At 66.7% G+C, this 16,966-nt stretch carries 12 protein-coding genes and 1 pseudogene; 5 read left to right on the top strand and 8 right to left on the bottom strand.

Features of this window, described 5'->3' with window-relative positions:
- Positions 1 to 100 precede the first annotated feature (100 nt).
- Positions 101 to 913, bottom strand: a complete 813-nt coding sequence (locus tag JANGC3_RS0101930) for a putative hydro-lyase (protein WP_269746231.1) — start codon at positions 911 to 913, stop codon at positions 101 to 103.
- A 143-nt stretch (positions 914 to 1,056) separates the two neighbouring features.
- On the opposite strand from JANGC3_RS0101930, the gene JANGC3_RS0101925 reads away from it, so the two are divergent.
- Positions 1,057 to 1,992 carry a LysR family transcriptional regulator gene (locus tag JANGC3_RS0101925; protein WP_017874791.1) on the top strand — a complete coding sequence of 312 codons (936 nt, stop codon included), beginning with the start codon at positions 1,057 to 1,059 and terminating at the stop codon, positions 1,990 to 1,992.
- Between the two features lie 69 nt (positions 1,993 to 2,061).
- On the opposite strand, the gene JANGC3_RS0101920 is transcribed toward JANGC3_RS0101925, so the two are convergent.
- The 4 genes and pseudogenes from JANGC3_RS0101920 to JANGC3_RS33470 all read right to left on the bottom strand — a co-directional run.
- The gene (locus JANGC3_RS0101920; protein WP_026132421.1) at positions 2,062 to 4,206 is read right to left on the bottom strand and encodes a S46 family peptidase; all 2,145 of its coding nucleotides are present in this window, start codon (positions 4,204 to 4,206) and stop codon (positions 2,062 to 2,064) included.
- A gap of 46 nt (positions 4,207 to 4,252) precedes the next feature.
- Positions 4,253 to 6,394: a sensor histidine kinase gene (locus tag JANGC3_RS0101915; RefSeq protein WP_017874789.1), complete on the bottom strand. Its 2,142-nt coding sequence runs from the start codon at positions 6,392 to 6,394 to the stop codon at positions 4,253 to 4,255.
- Complete coding sequence (locus JANGC3_RS33475) at positions 6,391 to 7,416, bottom strand: PAS domain-containing protein (protein WP_232429638.1); 1,026 nt, start codon at positions 7,414 to 7,416, stop codon at positions 6,391 to 6,393. Before JANGC3_RS33475 ends, JANGC3_RS0101915 begins: the two co-directional genes overlap by 4 nt.
- Before the next feature lie 166 nt (positions 7,417 to 7,582).
- Positions 7,583 to 8,977, bottom strand: a pseudogene (locus tag JANGC3_RS33470) (chemotaxis protein CheB); the annotation flags it as partial.
- A gap of 371 nt (positions 8,978 to 9,348) precedes the next feature.
- Here JANGC3_RS33470 and JANGC3_RS0101905 point away from each other — a divergent pair.
- Together JANGC3_RS0101905 and JANGC3_RS32250 are read left to right on the top strand one after the other, a co-directional pair.
- Positions 9,349 to 10,500: an IS110 family transposase gene (locus JANGC3_RS0101905; protein ID WP_017874786.1), complete on the top strand. Its 1,152-nt coding sequence runs from the start codon at positions 9,349 to 9,351 to the stop codon at positions 10,498 to 10,500.
- A 222-nt stretch (positions 10,501 to 10,722) separates the two neighbouring features.
- Positions 10,723 to 10,962: a hypothetical protein gene (locus tag JANGC3_RS32250; protein ID WP_157406410.1), complete on the top strand. Its 240-nt coding sequence runs from the start codon at positions 10,723 to 10,725 to the stop codon at positions 10,960 to 10,962.
- Between the two features lie 120 nt (positions 10,963 to 11,082).
- On the opposite strand, the gene JANGC3_RS0101900 is transcribed toward JANGC3_RS32250, so the two are convergent.
- From JANGC3_RS0101900 to JANGC3_RS0101890, 3 genes are all read right to left on the bottom strand, one after another.
- Entirely contained in the window at positions 11,083 to 11,619 is a 537-nt protein-coding gene (locus JANGC3_RS0101900) for a GNAT family N-acetyltransferase (RefSeq protein ID WP_017874785.1), read from the bottom strand.
- A 72-nt stretch (positions 11,620 to 11,691) separates the two neighbouring features.
- Positions 11,692 to 13,557: a signal peptide peptidase SppA gene (sppA, locus tag JANGC3_RS0101895; protein ID WP_026132420.1), complete on the bottom strand. Its 1,866-nt coding sequence runs from the start codon at positions 13,555 to 13,557 to the stop codon at positions 11,692 to 11,694.
- A gap of 77 nt (positions 13,558 to 13,634) precedes the next feature.
- Entirely contained in the window at positions 13,635 to 15,101 is a 1,467-nt protein-coding gene (locus JANGC3_RS0101890) for a sodium:solute symporter (protein WP_026132419.1), read from the bottom strand.
- Between the two features lie 239 nt (positions 15,102 to 15,340).
- On the opposite strand from JANGC3_RS0101890, the gene JANGC3_RS30535 reads away from it, so the two are divergent.
- Positions 15,341 to 15,964, top strand: a complete 624-nt coding sequence (locus JANGC3_RS30535; protein WP_157406409.1) for a DUF2799 domain-containing protein — start codon at positions 15,341 to 15,343, stop codon at positions 15,962 to 15,964.
- Positions 15,965 to 16,126: 162 nt separating this feature from the next.
- Positions 16,127 to 16,945 (top strand): substrate-binding periplasmic protein, encoded by an 819-nt coding sequence (locus JANGC3_RS0101880; RefSeq protein ID WP_017874781.1) that lies wholly within the window; start codon positions 16,127 to 16,129, stop codon positions 16,943 to 16,945.
- The last annotated feature ends 21 nt before the right edge of the window (positions 16,946 to 16,966 follow it).

Raw genomic sequence — 16,966 nt, 5'->3', positions numbered from 1 at the left:
GCCCGGGACCGCAAACCCAGCCAGAGGCTCGGAGCATGGGCGGCAGACCCTCGGGGACACGGTGTCCCCGTCTGACCCCAGGTTCACGCCCGTAGTCTTTTTAAAAAGCCGCCAACGACGCGTTGGTAATATCCGTCACCAGCATGTAGCCCGGTTTATGCGTCAGCACCAGCGCCAGGCCGGCGCCGCGGATCGCCTCCTGCGGCGTGACGCCGCAGGCCCAGAACACCGGCAACTCGCCCGGCAGGATGTCGACGGCGTCGCCGAAATCGGGCCGGCCCACATCCACGATACCGATTTCGGCCGGATCGCCAAGGTGTACCGGCGCGCCGTGGATGGCCGGAAAGCGGCTGGTGATCTGCACCGCGCGGATGGCGTCGCGCGCCTTCATCGGCCGCATCGACACCACCATGTTGCCGGCGAACGGCCCGGCCGCCTGGTTCGCAATATTAGTGCGGTACATCGCCACGTTCTTGCGTTGCTCGACGTGGCGCAGCGCGATGCCGGCCTGCATCAGCATCTGCTCGAACGAGAACGAGCAGCCGATGGCGAAGGCCACCATGTCGTCGCGCCACAGCTCGGCCAGCGTCTCGGCCTCGGCCGCCAGCGCGCCGTCGCGGTAGACGTAATAAGCGGGCACGTCGCGGCGCACGTCGAGGTCGCGGCCCAGCGCCGGCAGGTTCCACTGCCCCGGCTCGCCCACCGCCAGCAGCGGGCAGGCCTTCGGATTGCGCTGGCAAAAGCGCAGGAAATCATCGGCGTGGGCCTTCGGCAATATCACCAGGTTGGCCTGCGCAAAGGCGCCGCAATAGCCCGCGGTTGGAACGCGGAAGTGGCCGCTGCGCACGGCGCGCCGCAATTCAAGTGGTGTCATGGTGTGGTCTCGTTGGTCTCGGGGAAAGCAATGAGTCAAGCATAGACTTGATCAAACGACTAGGCCAACTAGTAATTATTGCTGTGGCAGGTAAGTTTTACTTACCTGCCACGGCTATCCGCAGGGGCAAGGTTAAGGTATTCTTGACCGTCAAATCCACCCCGCCCCCGCCCTGGAGCGCCATGAATACCCGCTTCATCGACACCTTTGTGATGCTGGCCCAGCTGCGCAGCTTTCGCGCCACCGCCCGCGCGCTGCACGCGACGCCGGCCGCCATCTCGCTGCGCATCAAAAGCCTGGAAGAGGAGTTGCAGACCGAGCTGATCGACCGCGCCTCGAAGGAATTCCGCCTGACCGCGCACGCCGAATACCTGCTCGGCCACGCCAAGGCGGTGGTCGACGCCACGCGCCGCCTGCAAAGCGCGGCGCGCAAGGAAAGCGCGGTGCGCGGCCGGCTGCGCCTGGGCGTGATCGAGTCGGTGGTGCACAGCTGGCTGGCGCAATACATGCGCGAACTCAACGCCAATTATCCCGAGCTGGAAATCGACCTGGCGGTCGATATGAGCCATGTGTTGGAACGGCGCCTGCGCGCGCGCGAACTGGACCTGGTGATCCAGGTCGAGGGCATCGACAGCAACGAAATCGTCTCGGAGGCGCTGGCGATCTACCCGGTGCACTGGATCGCCAAGAAGGGCCTGCTCGACACGCGCAAGGAGGGGCTGACGCAGCGCCTGCTGCAAACGCCGATCCTGACCTTCGGCCGGGGCACGGCGCCGCAGCGCATGCTGGAGGAAATCGTCGCCAAGATGGCCAACCTGGCGGCGATTCCGCTGGAGCAAACCCGCATCACCTGCTCGCCGTCGGTGGCCGCCATCGTCCAGCTGGTGCGCGACGGCTACGGCGTGGCGGCGATTCCCAGCCTGTTCGTCGCCGGCCTGCTCGACAGCGGCGAATTCATCGAACTGCCGGTGCAACCGGTGCCGCCATCGATCATCGTCTCGATGTGCCTGCACAGCAACGCCGAAATGCTGGTGCACGCCGCCGCCAACACCGCCCGCCTGAGCTGCGCCAACTACTGCGCCCAGATCGCGCCGCGCTACATCGAGGCGGTGCACTAGTGTTTCGGGCGGGCGAGCAGCGCCAGCGACACGGCCAACAGCGCACCCCTCATCGCCCGGACCGCGGGTTTATTTGCGCGGGTATTTGATGCGCATTTCCTTCAGCAGCGCGTCGGCGTGGTCGACTTCTTTCATCACCCACAGCATGTAGCGGATGTCGAGGTGGATCGCGCGCGTGATGTCGCGGTCGAAGTACCAGTCCTTGGTGATCGATTCGTAGGTCGAATCGAAGTTCAGGCCGACCAGTTCGCCGCGCTTGTTCATCACCGCCGAGCCGGAGTTGCCGCCGGTGGTGTCGGCGCTGCTCAGGAAGTTGACCGGCACGGTGCCCAGCGCCGGGTCGAGGAAGGCGCCGTAGCGCTTGGCTTTGACGGCCTCGATCAGCGCCGCCGGCACGATGAACGGTTCCTTGCCGGTGTGCTTGTCGACGATCCCTTCGACGGTCGTAAACGGGCCTTTGCTGATGCCGTCGCGCGGCGAGTACGGCGCCACCGTGCCGTAGGTGACGCGCAGCGTCGAGTTGGCGTCGGGGTAGACCGGCTTGCCCTGCGATTGCTTCCAGGCGATCACGGCCCGCATGTATTGCGGGATCACCCGTTCGAGGTTGCCGTCGACTTCCTTGCGCCGCTCTTCCAGCGCCAGCGCCACCGGATGCAATTTGACCGCCAGTTGCAGGAAGGCGTCGTCGGACTTGGCCAGCGTGGCCGCGTCCTGCTCGACCCCGGCCAGGCGCTTGGCGGTGTCGCCCAGTTGCGTGCGCGGGTACAGCGCGGCGACCGCGTCCGGCGCCGGCAGCAGCGCGTCCAGGCCGGCCGGGTGGGTCTTGGCCGGCAGCGCCGCGTAGCGTTGCAGGCCGGCGGCGAAGCGGGCCTGGTCGACCGGGGTGGCGTAGGATTGCTCCAGCCGCGCCAGGCGCGCCTTGATGAAGCTCAGGTCGCGCTGCTGGTAGCCCGACTCGCGCTGGGCGTCGGCTTTTTCGCGCTCCAGCGCCAGCCGGTACACGGTGCGCGCGCTTTTCAGCAAGTCGCTGTTGGTGGCCACCGACCAGGCGAATTCCTCGTCGCCCAGCGCCATGTCGGCGGCGATCACCGCGTCCAGGTCGGCCAGCAGCGTCGGCGACACGCCCGCCCGCGGGTGCCCCGCCAGCCAGGCGCGCAATGCGGCGTCCTGGCCGTCCTTGACGGCGGCGATGTCCTTGCGGGCAAAACCGTCCAGCAAGCCCTGGGTTTTCTTCAGCCCGTTGTGGAGGCTTTTGACGACGCTGGCGTAGCGCACGTCGAGCGCGGCGTCGCCGGCGCTGGCGGCGGCGATGGTGTCGAGGTCGGCGCGCAGCTCGGCCACCTTGGCCGGGAAGCCGACGTCGCGCGCGGCGCGGATTTCAGCCGGCAGCTTGTAGCGGCTGGTGCGCCCCGGGTAGCCGGCCAGCAGGATAGGGTCGCCGTTTGCCAGGCCCTCGGCCGACACCACCAGGAAGTGCTTCGAATGGTAGGGCACGTTGTCGGGCGACGGCTCGGCCGGGCGGCCGTCCTTGCCGACGTAGGCGCGCAGGAAGGCGTAGTCGCCGGTGTGGCGCGGCCATTCGTAGTTGTCGACGTCGCCGCCGAAGTTGCCGATCTTGTCGGACGGCGCGTACACCAGCCGCACGTCGCGGATCAGCATCTGGCGGATGCGGTAGTACTCCATGCCGCGGTGGAAGCTGGGCACCGAGCAGCGGTACATCTTGTCGGTTTCGCATTCGGCGATCAGGGCCTTGACGCGGCTTTCGACTTCCTCGTGGCGGGCGCGTCCGCTCATGCCGGCGTCCAGGCCCCGCAGCACGCGCGCGCTGACGTTTTCCAGCTTGTCGGTGACGTACACCAGCGTGTTGGGGCCGCCCGGCAGTTCCGCGGCGCGGTTCTTGGCCAGGAAGCCGTCGGCGATGTAATTGTGCGCCGGCGTCGAGTTGCGCTGCACCGCGCCGTAGGCGCAATGGTGGTTGGTCACCACCAGGCCGGCGTCGGAGACGAACGAGGCCGAGCAGCCGCCCAGCGAGACGATCGCGCTCATCGGGTGCTGGGCCAGGTCGGCCAGTTTTGCCGCCGGTATGGCGATGCCGATGCGTTTCAGTTCGGATGTCAGTTGCGGCAATTGGTGTGGTTGCCACTGTCCCTCGTCGGCATGTGCGCCGGCGAAGACGCCGATCAAGGCGACGGGTAGTACGATTGTTTTTAACAAGATATCCCCTATTTGTAAAAAAGCCAGCGCAGTATATCCCTGTTGCTTAGGCCTGGAAGCGCTTTTCTGCCGGGGCGGCGCCGGGGCCGGCGCGCTCGGGCAGCGGCATGCGCATGGTCAGCTGGCAACCGGCGCCCTTGCTGTAGGCGCCGATCTGGAACTGGCCGCCCAGCGCGGCGACCCGCTCGGCGATGCCGATCAGGCCGAAGCACTGGGCCTTGCGGCGCTGCGCCGGCGCGATGCCGACGCCGTCGTCGCGGATCAGCAGCGTCAGTTCGCCTTCGGCGGCGGCCAGTTCGATCTCGGCGCGGCGCGCGGCGGCGTGGCGCAGCACGTTGCTGAGGGCCTCCTGGACGATGCGGAACAGGACGATTTCAATGTCGCCGCCGAGCGCGCCGAAGATCGCCTCGTCGCGCACCAGCAGCCGGCAGTCGATGCCGCTGCGCTTCTTGAAGTCGCCGATCTGCCACTCCATCGCCGCCTGCAGGCCCAGGTCGAGCACCAGCGGGCGCAGCGCGTTCATGATCCCGCGCACGCTCTTGATGGTGGTGTCGACGTTGGCCAGCACCGCGCCGACCTTGCCGTGCAGGCGCGGATGCGCCTGGCCGGTGCGCGCGCTGAGCATCGAGATGTCGATGCGCAGCGCCAGCAGGTTTTGCCCCAGTTCGTCGTGGATGTCGCGCGAGATGCGCTGGCGCTCGTCCTCCTTGGCCGTTTCCAGGTGCTCCGCCAGTTGGCGCAGTTGCGCGTGCGACTGGCGCAGCGCGCCCTCCATCGCCTTGCGCTCGCTGATGTCGGTGTGCGCCACCACCACCCGCAGCGGCCCCGCCGACAGGAAGCGGCTGACCTTGACCTGGAACCAGCGCGCCGCGCCGCCGCTGCGGAACTCGTATTCCAGCGCGAAGGCGGCGCGCGCGCCACCGATGACGCCGCGGATGCCGGCCGACAGCTCGGCGCCGGCGCCGCGTAGCCAGCGCGGGTCGCTTTCGCAGTGCGCCAGGTAGCGCTCGCCGACGCCGCGGTGGCCGGCGAAGGCCAGGCAGGACTGGTTGGCGTGGATGACGCGGCCGTCGCAATCGAGCACCAGCACGCGGTCGGTCAGCGAGTCGATGGTGGCGTGGAAAAAATGCTCGGCGTCGCGCAGCGCCACCTCGGCGCGCTGGCGCTCGCCGACTTCCTGCAGCAGAAGTTGGTTGGTGCGCACCAGTTCGCCGGTGCGCTCGACCACGCGCTGATCCAACTCCTGGTGCAATTGGCGCAGCGCGGTCTCGGCCAGCTTGCGCTCGGTGATGTCGGAGAACACGCCGACGAAATAGTCGGCGCCGCCCTCGGGGGGGTGCATCTGCGTCAGCGACAACGACTGGACGAAGCGGCTGCCGTCCTTCTTGCGGCTGACTACCTCGCCCTGCCAGCCGCCATCGCGGCCCAGGCTGTCCCACATGCCCTCGAATAACGCCGGCGCCTGCAGGCCGAACGCCAGGAAGGCGGGGTTGCGGCCGATCGCCTCCTCGGCCTGGTAGCCGGTGATGGCGGTGAAGGCCGGGTTGACCGAGATGATGCGCCTGGTCGCGTCGGCGATCAGCACGCCCTCCTTGATGGCGTCGAGCACGACGAAGGCGCGCCGCAGCGCCATCTCGCGCGCGCCCGGGCCGCCCAGGTCGGTGACGATCATGCGGCACGCTTGCGAGGCCGGGTCGACGTTGGCCTCGATGCGCACGCGGTCCACCGGCGCGGCGCCGGCGCCGCGGAACAGCGCCACCTCCAGCACCTGCCGCGCGCCGCTGTCGAAGACCGCGTCGATGAAGTCGCGGAAGCGGCGCTGGCCCTCGGGGGCGATGAACTGCTCGAATTGTCGGCCCAACAGCTCGGAGCGCGGGCTGCGCAGCAGCGCCGCGGCGGCGACGTTGGCGCGCGAGATGCGGCCGCCGCGTTCGATCGAGAAATAACTGGCCGGGGCCAGCTCGTAGAGTTCGGCGTAGTGGTTCAGGCCGACCTCGAACTCGTCCTTGATCAACTGCAGTTCGGCCAGCGCGGCGCTCTGCATCTCCAGCTCGATCTGGCTCACGCGCAGCGCGTGCAACTGCCTGTGCATCTCGCCGTGCGGGCCGGGGCCGGCGCCGGCGGCGGGCTGCTCGGCTTGCGCGCGCATCAGCGCCGCCTCGGCCGGACCGCCGGCGGAGCGGTTCACTTCACGCTCTCGAGCGTGGCCTTGCCTTGGCTCAGTATTAGGCGCAACTGCGCTTCGAGCAGCTTGGACTCGGTGATGTTGATGAAGGTGACGACGACGCCGTCGATGACGTTGTCGATGGTACGGTAAGGCATGATGCGCACGTTGTACCAGCGCCCGGTCTTGGTCGGCACCTGGCGCTCGGAAAACACCAGCGAGCGGATCACCTCCTGGGCGTCGGTTTCCAGGTCCGGGTAGTCGAGGTCGTTGACGATGTCGCTGAGCGGGCGCCGCGGGTCGGTGGCGATCAGCTTGTAGATTTGCGTGGCCGGCGCCGTGAAGCGGCGGATGCGCAGGCCGCTATCGAGGAAGATGGTGGCGATGTCGGTGCTGTTGAGCAGGTTCTTCATGTCGCTGTTGACCAGCGACAGGTCGTCGACCTTCGAATGCAGCTCGGCGTTGACGGTGTACAGTTCCTCGTTGAGCGACTGCATCTCCTCCTTCGACGTGGTCAACTCCTCGTTGGTCGATTGCAACTCCTCGTTGGCCGATTTCAATTCCTCGCGCGAGGTTTGCATTTCGTCGCGCACCGCCTGGATCTCGGTCCGGGCCTGCAACAGTTGCTGCTCCAGTTCGAGCACCTTGGGGTTGGGCGAGCGGCCGCGCTTGGCCGCGGGCAGCAGCGGCGCGCTGGCGAAGGTTAGGAACACCATGCCGTGCCGCGACTCGGGCTGGCTCAAAGCCTCGGCGCTCAGGTCGACGCCCTGGGCCAGGCCGAGGTGGTCCTTGACCACCAGCCCCTTCAGGCGGACCACGCCCTCGCTGCCCAGCGCCTGCTTGATCAGGCCGGCCAGCTCGTAGCGCAGGCCCTCGCGCGCCATCGCGTGGATGTTCCAGTTGGCCTTGCCGGCGGCCGGTTCGAGGAAGGCGCCGGTGCGACCGTTGATGTAGAGGATGTCGCCGTCCGGGTTGAGCAGGGCCGCCGCCGGCGAATAGTTTTGAAGCAGCAACTGCTCCACGTGGGATTGAATCTTTCCGGGCATGCTCACTTCTCTCGAGGGTGTGGGGGGGGGACGCGGCCGACAGTTTGGTCGGAAAATACGTCGGCAGGCGCTGGCGCGCCAGGTTGTCGAGGCGGCGGTACAGCCGGGTCGTCGTCGTCAGCGGCGAAAACAGGTCGGTAAAATGGCCCGGCGTGTCGGCGCTGCCCAGCAGCAGCAAGCCGTCGCGCTTGAGCGCGTAGTGGAACAGCGGAATCAGGCGCTGCTGCAGCTTGGCGTTCAGGTAGATCAGCAGGTTGCGGCAGCACAGGATGTCGAGCTTGGTAAACGGCGGGTCCGAAATGATGTTCTGCTGGGCGAAGATGATCATGTTGCGGATCTCCTTCTTGACGTGGTAGCCGTCCTTTTCCGCCACGAAAAAATGCTTCAGCCTCTCGGCCGAGACGTCGTTGGCGATGGCCGGCGCGAAGCGGCCCAGGCGGGCGCGGTCGATGGCGTCGCCCGACAGGTCGGTGGCGAAGATCTGCAGCGAGTATTTCGCCGTCGGGTTGACGTTGGCCACCACCTCGTTGAACACCATCGCCAGCGAATAGGCTTCCTCGCCGGTCGAGCAGGCCGGTATCCAGGCCTTGAACGCGCGCCCCCCGGGGTGGGCCGCCAGCAGCTGCGGCAGCGCCACCGCCTTCAGGTATTCCCACACCTTCTGGTCGCGGAAGAAACTGGTCACGCCGATCAGCATTTCCTTGAACAGCAGGTCGATCTCGGCCGGGTTCTCGCGCAGGTAGGACACGTAGCCCTCCATCGACGAGATTTGGTACAGACTCATACGCCGCTCGATGCGCCGCAGCACCGTGTTGATCTTGTAGTCGGTGAAGCTGTTGCCGGTATGCTCGCCAAGCAGCTCGACGATCTCGTGCAGCGCGTTCTTGCCGCGGTGCTCGTCGCCGGGCAGGTTCAGGAAGCTGCGGAACAGGTAGGAGATGATCTTTTCCGGCATTTTCTCCGGCATGTCGATCAGGTCGACGACCTCGGCGCCGATGGCGCTGGCCGGCATATACTCGAACTTGGCCGAATCGGGGAACTGCGCCAGCGTCAGCCCGTTGCGTTCCTTGATCGCCTGCAGGCCGCGGGTGCCGTCGCCGCCCATGCCGGAAAAGACCACGCCGACCGCCAGTTCGCCGCGCTCGGCCGCCAGGGCGGCGAAAAACAGGTTGATCGGCAGGCGGTGGCCGCGCTGCTGGGACGGCTCGGCCAGCAGCAGGCGGCCGTCGGCGATGCCCAGGTCGGCGTTTGGCGGGATGACGTAGACGCGGTTCGGCCGCACCTCCATCCGGTGGGTGATTTGCGCCACCGGCAGGCTGGTGGCGCGCTGCAGCAGCTCCGGCAGCATCGCCTTGTGGGTCGGGTCGAGGTGCTGGATGACGACGTAGGCGATGCCGCTGTCCTGCGGCACGTTGGCGAGGAAGGCGACGATGGGGTCGAGTCCGCCGGCAGAGGCGCCGATGGCGACGATCGGGAACAGCGGGCGCGGCGGCGCCTTGGCACTTTTCAGCGCGCTCGGTTTGACCGGCTTCGGGCTGGCGTTGATGCGCCCGGTCGTCATCGCGGAACTAAGAGTGAAACGGGCATCCTGGGCACCTGAAAGTTGCGAATCCACATTCTTGCGTTCGACAATTATATGAATGGGATTGCATATCTATCAAGGCGAATGCTTGATTATCGCGCGCCGCGACAACTAAACATGATATTTATCAAGTCAATGTCAAAAAATTCCTAGCCCCGGCGGCGAACGTGTCGTGCCGGCGCGCTCTTGCGCCAACGCGCTTTATTCGCCGGCCCTGTGCGTCCACGGCACTTTTAACGAGGTCGTTCAGTTAGCGCGCTTTTCGTAGATACTATGAATGAAGGCGGGTCGGCAAAAGACGCAAATTAATCCTAAAGTGAAGGTTCGAAGAATCAACTTAGGAGAAAATCATGCAACCGACCCGCGCCAACGATTTTACGCCTGAAGTCGAAGTTTTTGCGGTGGCATTAGAGTTGTCGAGCAAGAGCTGGAAAATTGCCTTGCACGACGGAAAGAGAGAGAAGCCGGCGATTCAGACGGTTTCCGGCGAGACAGCGGCGGGGCGCCTCAACGAAACGGTGCAGGAGATTGAGAAGTTCAAGGCAAAGTGGGGCCTGGCCGTCGAGGTACGCACCGTCGTGCTGTACGAGGCTGGTCAGGATGGCTTCTGGATTGAACGCGCCCTCTCGAAGCTGGGCTACGAGGTGGTGATCTGCGACCCTGCCAGCATTCCCGTCGAGCGGCACAAACGGCGGGCCAAGACCGACCGGCTCGACGCGATCAAGCTGGTGCTGACATTGCGGGGCTGGTTGCGTGGCGAGTACGACCGGATGCACGTGATCCGTGTTCCGACGGTGGAGGCCGAGGCGCAGCGGCACGTGGTACGGGACCGCGGCGAGTTGCAAAAGGAAACGCAGCAGCACCGCGACCGGATCCGCAAGCTGCTGCGCACCGTCGGCTGCTGGGATGGCGTCGGCGGCGATGTGGGGGCGCGGCTGAACAAGCGGGAATTGTGTTGCTACGACGGCGATCCGCTGTCGGCGCAGCTGCAGCAGCGGCTGGAACAGGAGTGCAAACGTTTGGAGTTGGCGCAGCAACAACTGGCCGCGCTGGAAAAAGGGATGGCGGAGCAATTGCCGCCGGAGGTGCGCCAGCGCATTGCCGACCTGGAACGGTTGAAGGCGGTGGGGCCGGTGGGCGCGACGAGGTTGGTGCTGGAGCTGTTCTGGCGCAAATTCGAGAACCGCAGGCAGGTGGGCGCCTGCGTCGGTTTGGTGCCGCAGCCCTACGACAGCGGCGAGAGCCGGGTTGACCAGGGCATCAGCAAGCAGGGCAACCGGCGCGTGCGTGCGCTGTTGATCGAGATGTCTTGGTTCTGGCTGCGCTACCAACCCGACAGCGTGATGACGAAATGGTTCGCCCGGCGCACGCAGGGAGGCCAGAACAAGCGCGGCAAGCGCATCGCCATCGTCGCGGTGGCGCGCAAGCTGGTGGTCGCCCTGTGGCGCTACCTGGAGCATGGGATCGTCCCCGAAGGGGCGCAGTTGAAACGAGCGGCATAAGGGAGTAAGGCGGCACGTTCAGTACCAGTGGTTGGCATTACGTTGCAGTACGCAGCAGCAAGGAGTAGGCAGGCCCGTAACCCGACCTGGTTGCCCATGGCAACCGACCCTAGTAGATGGGGCTTGCACGCATCAAGGTCACTAAGCGCAACGCGCATGCAGAATTAGGCTGGGGTAGCAAAACCAGCGGATAGAAGGTGGTGGGACGTGAAGTCTCACGCAATGATGACCGAGAGCTTCGAACTGGGCTGTACGAACGACGAAAGCAAAGCGCTGGCAATGAACGAAGGCCAAAACGAAACAGGTCGGCATGGCGCCAAGCCGCAATATGCGTCATGGCGCCATGGACCAGCATATTTCGGTATCGGCGGCGTCAAGGGTTCGCTTCGCCGGGCTTCGCCCGCCCTTGACCCCGCCGATACCGAAACAAGGGATAGGATAAATTTGCGAAAAACCAGTTGACTTGGAATTCACCATAGAAGGTCGGGTTAGCGCACAGCGCGTAACCCGACTGGCGTCGTCGGCGGCTCGGCGTCGGATGACGCGTGCCTCATCGGACCTACGATAGGTTGCCGGGGAAGTCTACCATTCCAGGCCGAGGATGGCGTCGTGGTAGTCGGTGGCGCCGACGCGGAAGGTGCGCGTGCCGACCTGCTCGAAGCCGCAGCGCCGGTAGAACGCCAGCGCGTCGTGGTTTTCCGCGTACACGCCCAGCAGCACCCGGCGCGCGCCCCGCTCGCGCGCGTGCGCCAGCGCCGCGTCCATCAGGCGTTTGCCGATGCGCTGGCCGTGGAAGCGGTGCAGCAGGTAGACGCGCTTGATCTCAAGGTCGTCGGCGCGCGGCGCGGCCACCGCCAAGGTGGACGGGCTGAGCACCAGGTAGCCGACCGGGGCGCCGCCCGGCATGGCGTCGGCCAGCCACAGCCGCATCGCCGGCTCGGCCAGCCAGGCGCGGTACAGGCCGACGTCGTGCTGGCGCGCGCAGTGGGCGATGATGTCGGCGCCGTCGAGGATGCCGGCGAACGCCTCCAGGAACGTCGCCTGGCCCACCAGCGCCAGCGCCGTCTCGTCGCCGCCCTTGCATGCCCGGATCTGTATTGCAGCTGGTTTGTCAGTCACTGTCTGCCTTTCAAAATGCGACAAACCGGACGAGTCCGGTTTGTTGTGAATATCGGAACGGCTACTCTACCATCACGGCGAGCCGCACAGGCAGTGCGTCAGCGCGGCGAACGGTTTGCGCTCGACGCCGACGTTGGAGAGCCAGCGCAGGTCGTGCGCGATGCCCAGCGCGGCGCCCGGCGGCAGGCCGGTGCCGGCCGTCAGGCCCAGCTTGACTTGCTCGTCCAGGCCCAGCGCGCGCACCGCCGAGCCGGCGAACAGGCCGAGCACGCGGTCGAACTTGGAGATGTCGCGCTCGATGTAGGCGACCCGGTAGCCGCCCTTGAGCTTGGCGCGCCGGGCGGCCGACGCCAGCGCGTCGCCGTAGCTGCCGACGGTGTCGACCAGGCCGCGCTCCTTGGCCTGCGCGCCGGTCCAGACCCGGCCCTGCGCGACCGCGTCGATTTTCTCCGGCGTGCTCTTGCGCGCCTGCGCGACCTTGCCGGTGAAGTCGGCGTAGATGTGGTTGATGCTACCCTGGATCACCTGGGCGAAGCGCGGGTCGAGCGGACGCAGCGGATTGCTGGCGTCGCCCAGCCAGGTGGTGGTGGTGCCGGCCGTGTGGATGCCCAGCTTGTCGATCACCTTGTCGGCGGTCGGCACGATGGCGAACACGCCGATCGAGCCGGTCACCGTGCTGGCGTCGGCGATCACCTCGTCGGACGCCATCGAGATCCAGTAGCCGCCGGACGCCGCCACGCTGCCCATCGACACCACCACCGGCTTGCCGGCGGCGCGCGTGAGTTCCAGCTCGCGCCGGATCAGCTCGGAGCCGAAGGCGCTGCCGCCGGGCGAGTCGACCCGCAGCACCAGCGCCTTGATGCTGTCGTCTTCGCGCGCCTGGCGGATCAATTTGGAGGTGGACAGGCCGCCGATCGCGCCGGGGCCCTCTTCGCCGTCGCTGATCTCGCCGGAGGCGACGACCACGCCGACGGCGTCGCCCAACAGCTTCGGATGCTGGCGCGCCAGGTACTCGTGGAACGAGACCTGGCGGAAGGACTTGCCGTCGGCTTCGGCGGCGCCGCGCGCCATCATCAGGCGGCGCACCTCGTCGCGGGTTTTCAAACCGTCGACCAGCTTGGCCGACAGCGCCACCTTGGCCATGTCGCCGCCGGCGGCGCTCATCAGCGCCGGCAAATCGTTGATGTCCTTCATCAGCGCGCCCTGCGGCAGCTTGCGGGCCTTTTCCACTTCGCCGGTGTAGGCGCTCCACAGCGCGTTGTTGAGGGAGCTCTCCGCTTCGGTGGCGGCGGCCGACGGCCCGTTCGACACGTACGGCTCGGCGAAGCTTTTATAGGTGCCGACCTTGAGCAGGTTGACGGTGACGCCGACCTTGTCGAGCGCGTCGCGGTAGTAGTTGCGGTAGCGGCCGAAACCGTCCAGCAAGACCCCGCCCATCGGATGCATCAGCACCTCGTTGGCGTGGGCGGCGACCAGGTACTGGCGCTGGTTGTAGCCGGAGCCCCAGGCGGTGACATGCTTGCCGGTGGCGCGGAAGCGGTCCAGCGCCGCGCCCACTTCGCGCAGCGAGGCCAGGCCGCCGCCCTGCAAGTCGTCGAGCACGATCACGGCGCCGCTGATGGCCGGGTCCTTGCCGGCGGCGTCGAGCACCGTCAGCACGTCGCGCAGCTGCACCGCTTTCTTCTCGTCGCCCTGGACGTTCGACCACAACGTGTCGCGCACGCTGCCGCTGTGCTGTTCAAGCAACTGGCCCTGCAGGTCCAGCACCAGCGTGGTCTTGGGCGCGAGCGCTTGCAGGCCGCCGCCGAAAAACGCGTAGGCCACGCCGGCGAGTATCGCCAGGAATAGCAGGTTGAACACGAAGCGGCGCGTCGCGTCGAGCGTGCGCCAGACAAACCGCAGGCCGCGGCCCAAGGGGGGGAAGGGATTCAGGGACATCGATACTCCGGCAGGTAGGTTAACTGGGATGAAGTTGCATATTATTTACTGTAGACCGAATATACAGCACAGCGCGTTCAATTAGACAGGGCGGTGGCCGGTTCGGTTTCCGGCGCCGACATCAATAACAGCGCGCCGAACACCAGCAATCCGTTAATGATAAGCAATTCCAATCCCAGCCGATAGCTGCCGAACAGCTGTTCTTGATAGCGCTCAAGGAAGGCGCACAGCAGCGGCCCGGCCAGCGTGGCCGGCACCACCCGCGGCGCGGCGACGTTGCGGCGCGTCAGCAGGCCGAAGGCGAACAGACCCAGCAAGGGACCGTAGGTGTAGCCGGCCAACTTCAAGATCACGCCTATCATGCTGGCGCTGCCGATCCACTTGAATCCCATCAGCAGCAACAGGAACAGCGCGGCGAAGCCCAGGTGCACGCGGTGGCGCCAGCTGGTCTGGCGCGCCTGCGTCCAGCCGCGCCGCGGCAAGCCGAGGATGTCGATGCAAAAGCTCGACGTCAGCGCCGTGATGGCGCCGTCGGCGCTGGGGAACAGCGCCGAGACCAGCGCGACGAAAAACACCAGTTGCAGCGCCGCCGGCATGTGGCCGAGTACCACCGCCGGGAAAATCTGGTCGCCGACGGCGCCGACGCCGACCAGCGGCGCGTACAGGTACAGCAAGCCGCCCAGGAACAGGAACAGCGACAGCACGCCGACCAGGATCGCGGCCAGGCTGAGCAGGTTCTTCTTCGACTCGGCCAGGGTCTTCACCGAGATGGTCTTTTGCATCATCTCCTGGTCCAGGCCGGTCATCGCGATGACGATGAAGACGCCGGCGAGCACCTGCTTCCAAAAGTACGCGGGGCTGTCGACGGCGCCGGTGACGACGCGGGTCAGGCCGCGCGCCTCCATCCGGCGCAGGCTCGCGGCCACCGACAGGTCCATCGCGTTGAGCAGGAAGACGACGCAGGCGAGCAGTCCCAGCAGCATGGCGGCGGTCTGCAGCGTGTCGGTCCAGACGATGGTCTTGACGCCGCCCTCGTAGGTGTAGAGCAGGATCATCAGCAGGATCGCCGCGCTGCTGAGCCAGAACGGCACGCCCAGGCTGTCGAGGATGCAGGCCTGCAGGATATTGACGACCAGGTACAGGCGCGCGCTCGCGCCCAGCGTGCGCGACAGGATGAAGAAGGCGGCGCCGCTCTGCCCGGCGCGCCGGCCCAGGCGCAGGTCGAGGTAGTGGTAGATCGAGGTCAGGCGCAGCCGGTAATACAGCGGCAGCAGCACGCCGGCCACCACGGCGTAGCCGATCACGTAGCCGAGCACCAGTTGCAGGTAGCCGAAGCCGTCGCGCCCGACCGCGCCGGGCACGCTGACGAAGGTGACGCCGCTGAGGGTGGTGCCGACCATGCCGAAGGCGACCAGCATCCAGTTGCTGCTGCGGTTGCCGATGAAGAAGCTCTGGTTGGTGGCGTTGCGCGAGGTCAGCCACGCCACGCCCAGCAGCAGCGCGGCATAGCCGAGTACGCAGGAAAACAAGATAGCAGGTGACATGGCGCGGTCCGCAATGGTTCAGTTGGCCGGCAATATACACCCGGGCTTCGCCCCCAGCGCGGATAAGTGAGCGTGCCGGCAACGCCGAAACCAAACCGGGGGCCCACGGCCGCGGCCGGACCCTGGGCGTCCGCCCGCGGGGTGGCGCCGGTGGTGTTGCCTATTCAGCGCCGAAGCCGCCCACGCCCGCGTGATAGAATTTCGCCACCCTGCCACTTCGCCACCTTTCCGGGATGCCAATGCGCCTGCTCCACCTCCCCCTCCTCCTCGCCGGCGCGCTTGCGCTGGGTGGTTGCGCCAGCCTGAGCAAAGACCAGTGCCTGGGCGGCGACTGGCGGCAGATCGGCTTCTACGACGGCATCAAGGGCCTGCCCAGCGCCGAACTCGACAAGCACGCCAAGGCCTGCGCCGAGTACGGCGTGCAAACCGACTTCGAGCGCTACCACGCCGGGCGCAGCAAGGGCCTGCTGAACTACTGCCAACCGGAGAGCGCCTTCCAGGAGGGCCGCGCCGGGCGCGCCGACAACGTCGCGGCCTGCCCGCCGAACCTGCAGCGGGACTTCCAAGGCGAGTACCGGCGCGGCGCCGAAATTTACGCGATGGAAAGCCAAATCGCCAACCTGCGCTCGCAGCTGTCTTCGAACGACGACAACATCCGCTCGAACAACCGGCGCATCCACGACATCCGCACCGCGCTGGACCGCTCCGACCTGGGCGCCGACGCCCGCAAGAACCTGCTGAGCGAATTCAACCGCCTGGTCAACGACAACAACGCCATGACGCGCGACAACGGCTACCTGCACCGCGACCTCGACCGGCGCTACGACATGCTGCGCCTGCGCCTGCGCGACTTCGGCCGCTGAGGCCAGCCGCGCAACAACCGCGGCCGCTGTCGCCCCATCGTCGTACTTTCATTCCCTTCCAGCCTTGCCTGGGGTACACTATTTTTCGCGCATGCAGTTTTAGCCGGAAAAGGACGCTAAGACGACGCGGCGCCAGCCATCGCCAGTGAGCAGGAGTGCAACATGACAGTGTTTCGAACGCCGCGTTCGTCCCTGCCGGCGCTGCCGTGCCTGCTGCTGGGCGCCGTGTTGTGCTGCCTGTCGGGCGCGGCCCGGTCGGCGCCGCCGGCGCAGCCGACGCTGCGCCTGGCCAGCCTGGAATGGCTGCCCTACGTCGGCCCGGGCCTTGAGCGCGGCGGCCTGTCCGGCGCGGTGGCCGCCGCCGCCGCCGCGCAGTTCAACTATCACGTCGACATCGAGTACTTCCCGTGGAGCCGGGCGATGCGGGTCGGCCTCGAAGAGCGCCATTTCGCCGGCTACTTCCCGGCCTATTACACCGAGGAGCGGGCCCGGCAATGCTATTTTTCCGCGCCGATGGGACAGAGCACCATCGGCCTGGCCTACCTGAAGGACGCGCCGCTGCATTTTCGCAGCGCGGCCGAGCTGAGCGGCCTGACCATCGGCGTGGTGGCCGGCTACTCGAACGGCGACGCGTTCGACGCGCTGGTCAAACAAGGCAAGCTGCGCACCGATACCTCGCCGGCCGACAGCTTCAATCTGAAAAAACTGCTGGCCGGGCGGGTGCGCGCGGCCGTCGTCGACCAGGCCGTGCTGCGTTACCTGATGCTGGCCGACCCGGACGTGCGCAAGGGGCGCGCGCGGATCGCCTTCCACGAGCAGACGCTGGCGCAGTTGACGCTGCACGTGTGCTTCCAGCGCACCCCGGCCGGGCTGAAGCTGCGGCAAGCGTTCGACGCCGCGCTGCAAGGGCTCGACATCGCCAAGATCGAGAACGCGTATTTCCAGCAGTTGGAAGGCAAGGAACCCGCCGGCGCCAGGTAATCGGGCCGGTCCAGAATCACG

It is taken from the genome of Janthinobacterium sp. CG3 (assembly GCF_000344615.1).
Taxonomy (GTDB): domain Bacteria; phylum Pseudomonadota; class Gammaproteobacteria; order Burkholderiales; family Burkholderiaceae_D; genus Janthinobacterium.
Note: the sequence above shows the minus strand (reverse complement) of the source record. Positions and strands in the feature narration are given on the sequence as shown.

Bases quoted from the DNA above. Each gene is read 5' to 3' on its own strand.
- JANGC3_RS0101925 (WP_017874791.1), top strand. From the start codon at position 1,057: ATGAATACCCGCTTCATCGACACCTTTGTGATGCTGGCCCAGCTGCGC.
- JANGC3_RS33475 (WP_232429638.1), bottom strand. From the start codon at position 7,416: ATGCCCGGAAAGATTCAATCCCACGTGGAGCAGTTGCTGCTTCAAAAC.
- JANGC3_RS0101905 (WP_017874786.1), top strand. From the start codon at position 9,349: ATGCAACCGACCCGCGCCAACGATTTTACGCCTGAAGTCGAAGTTTTT.
- JANGC3_RS32250 (WP_157406410.1), top strand. From the start codon at position 10,723: ATGATGACCGAGAGCTTCGAACTGGGCTGTACGAACGACGAAAGCAAA.
- sppA (WP_026132420.1), bottom strand. From the start codon at position 13,557: ATGTCCCTGAATCCCTTCCCCCCCTTGGGCCGCGGCCTGCGGTTTGTC.
- JANGC3_RS0101890 (WP_026132419.1), bottom strand. From the start codon at position 15,101: ATGTCACCTGCTATCTTGTTTTCCTGCGTACTCGGCTATGCCGCGCTG.
- JANGC3_RS30535 (WP_157406409.1), top strand. From the start codon at position 15,341: ATGCGCCTGCTCCACCTCCCCCTCCTCCTCGCCGGCGCGCTTGCGCTG.
- JANGC3_RS0101880 (WP_017874781.1), top strand. From the start codon at position 16,127: ATGACAGTGTTTCGAACGCCGCGTTCGTCCCTGCCGGCGCTGCCGTGC.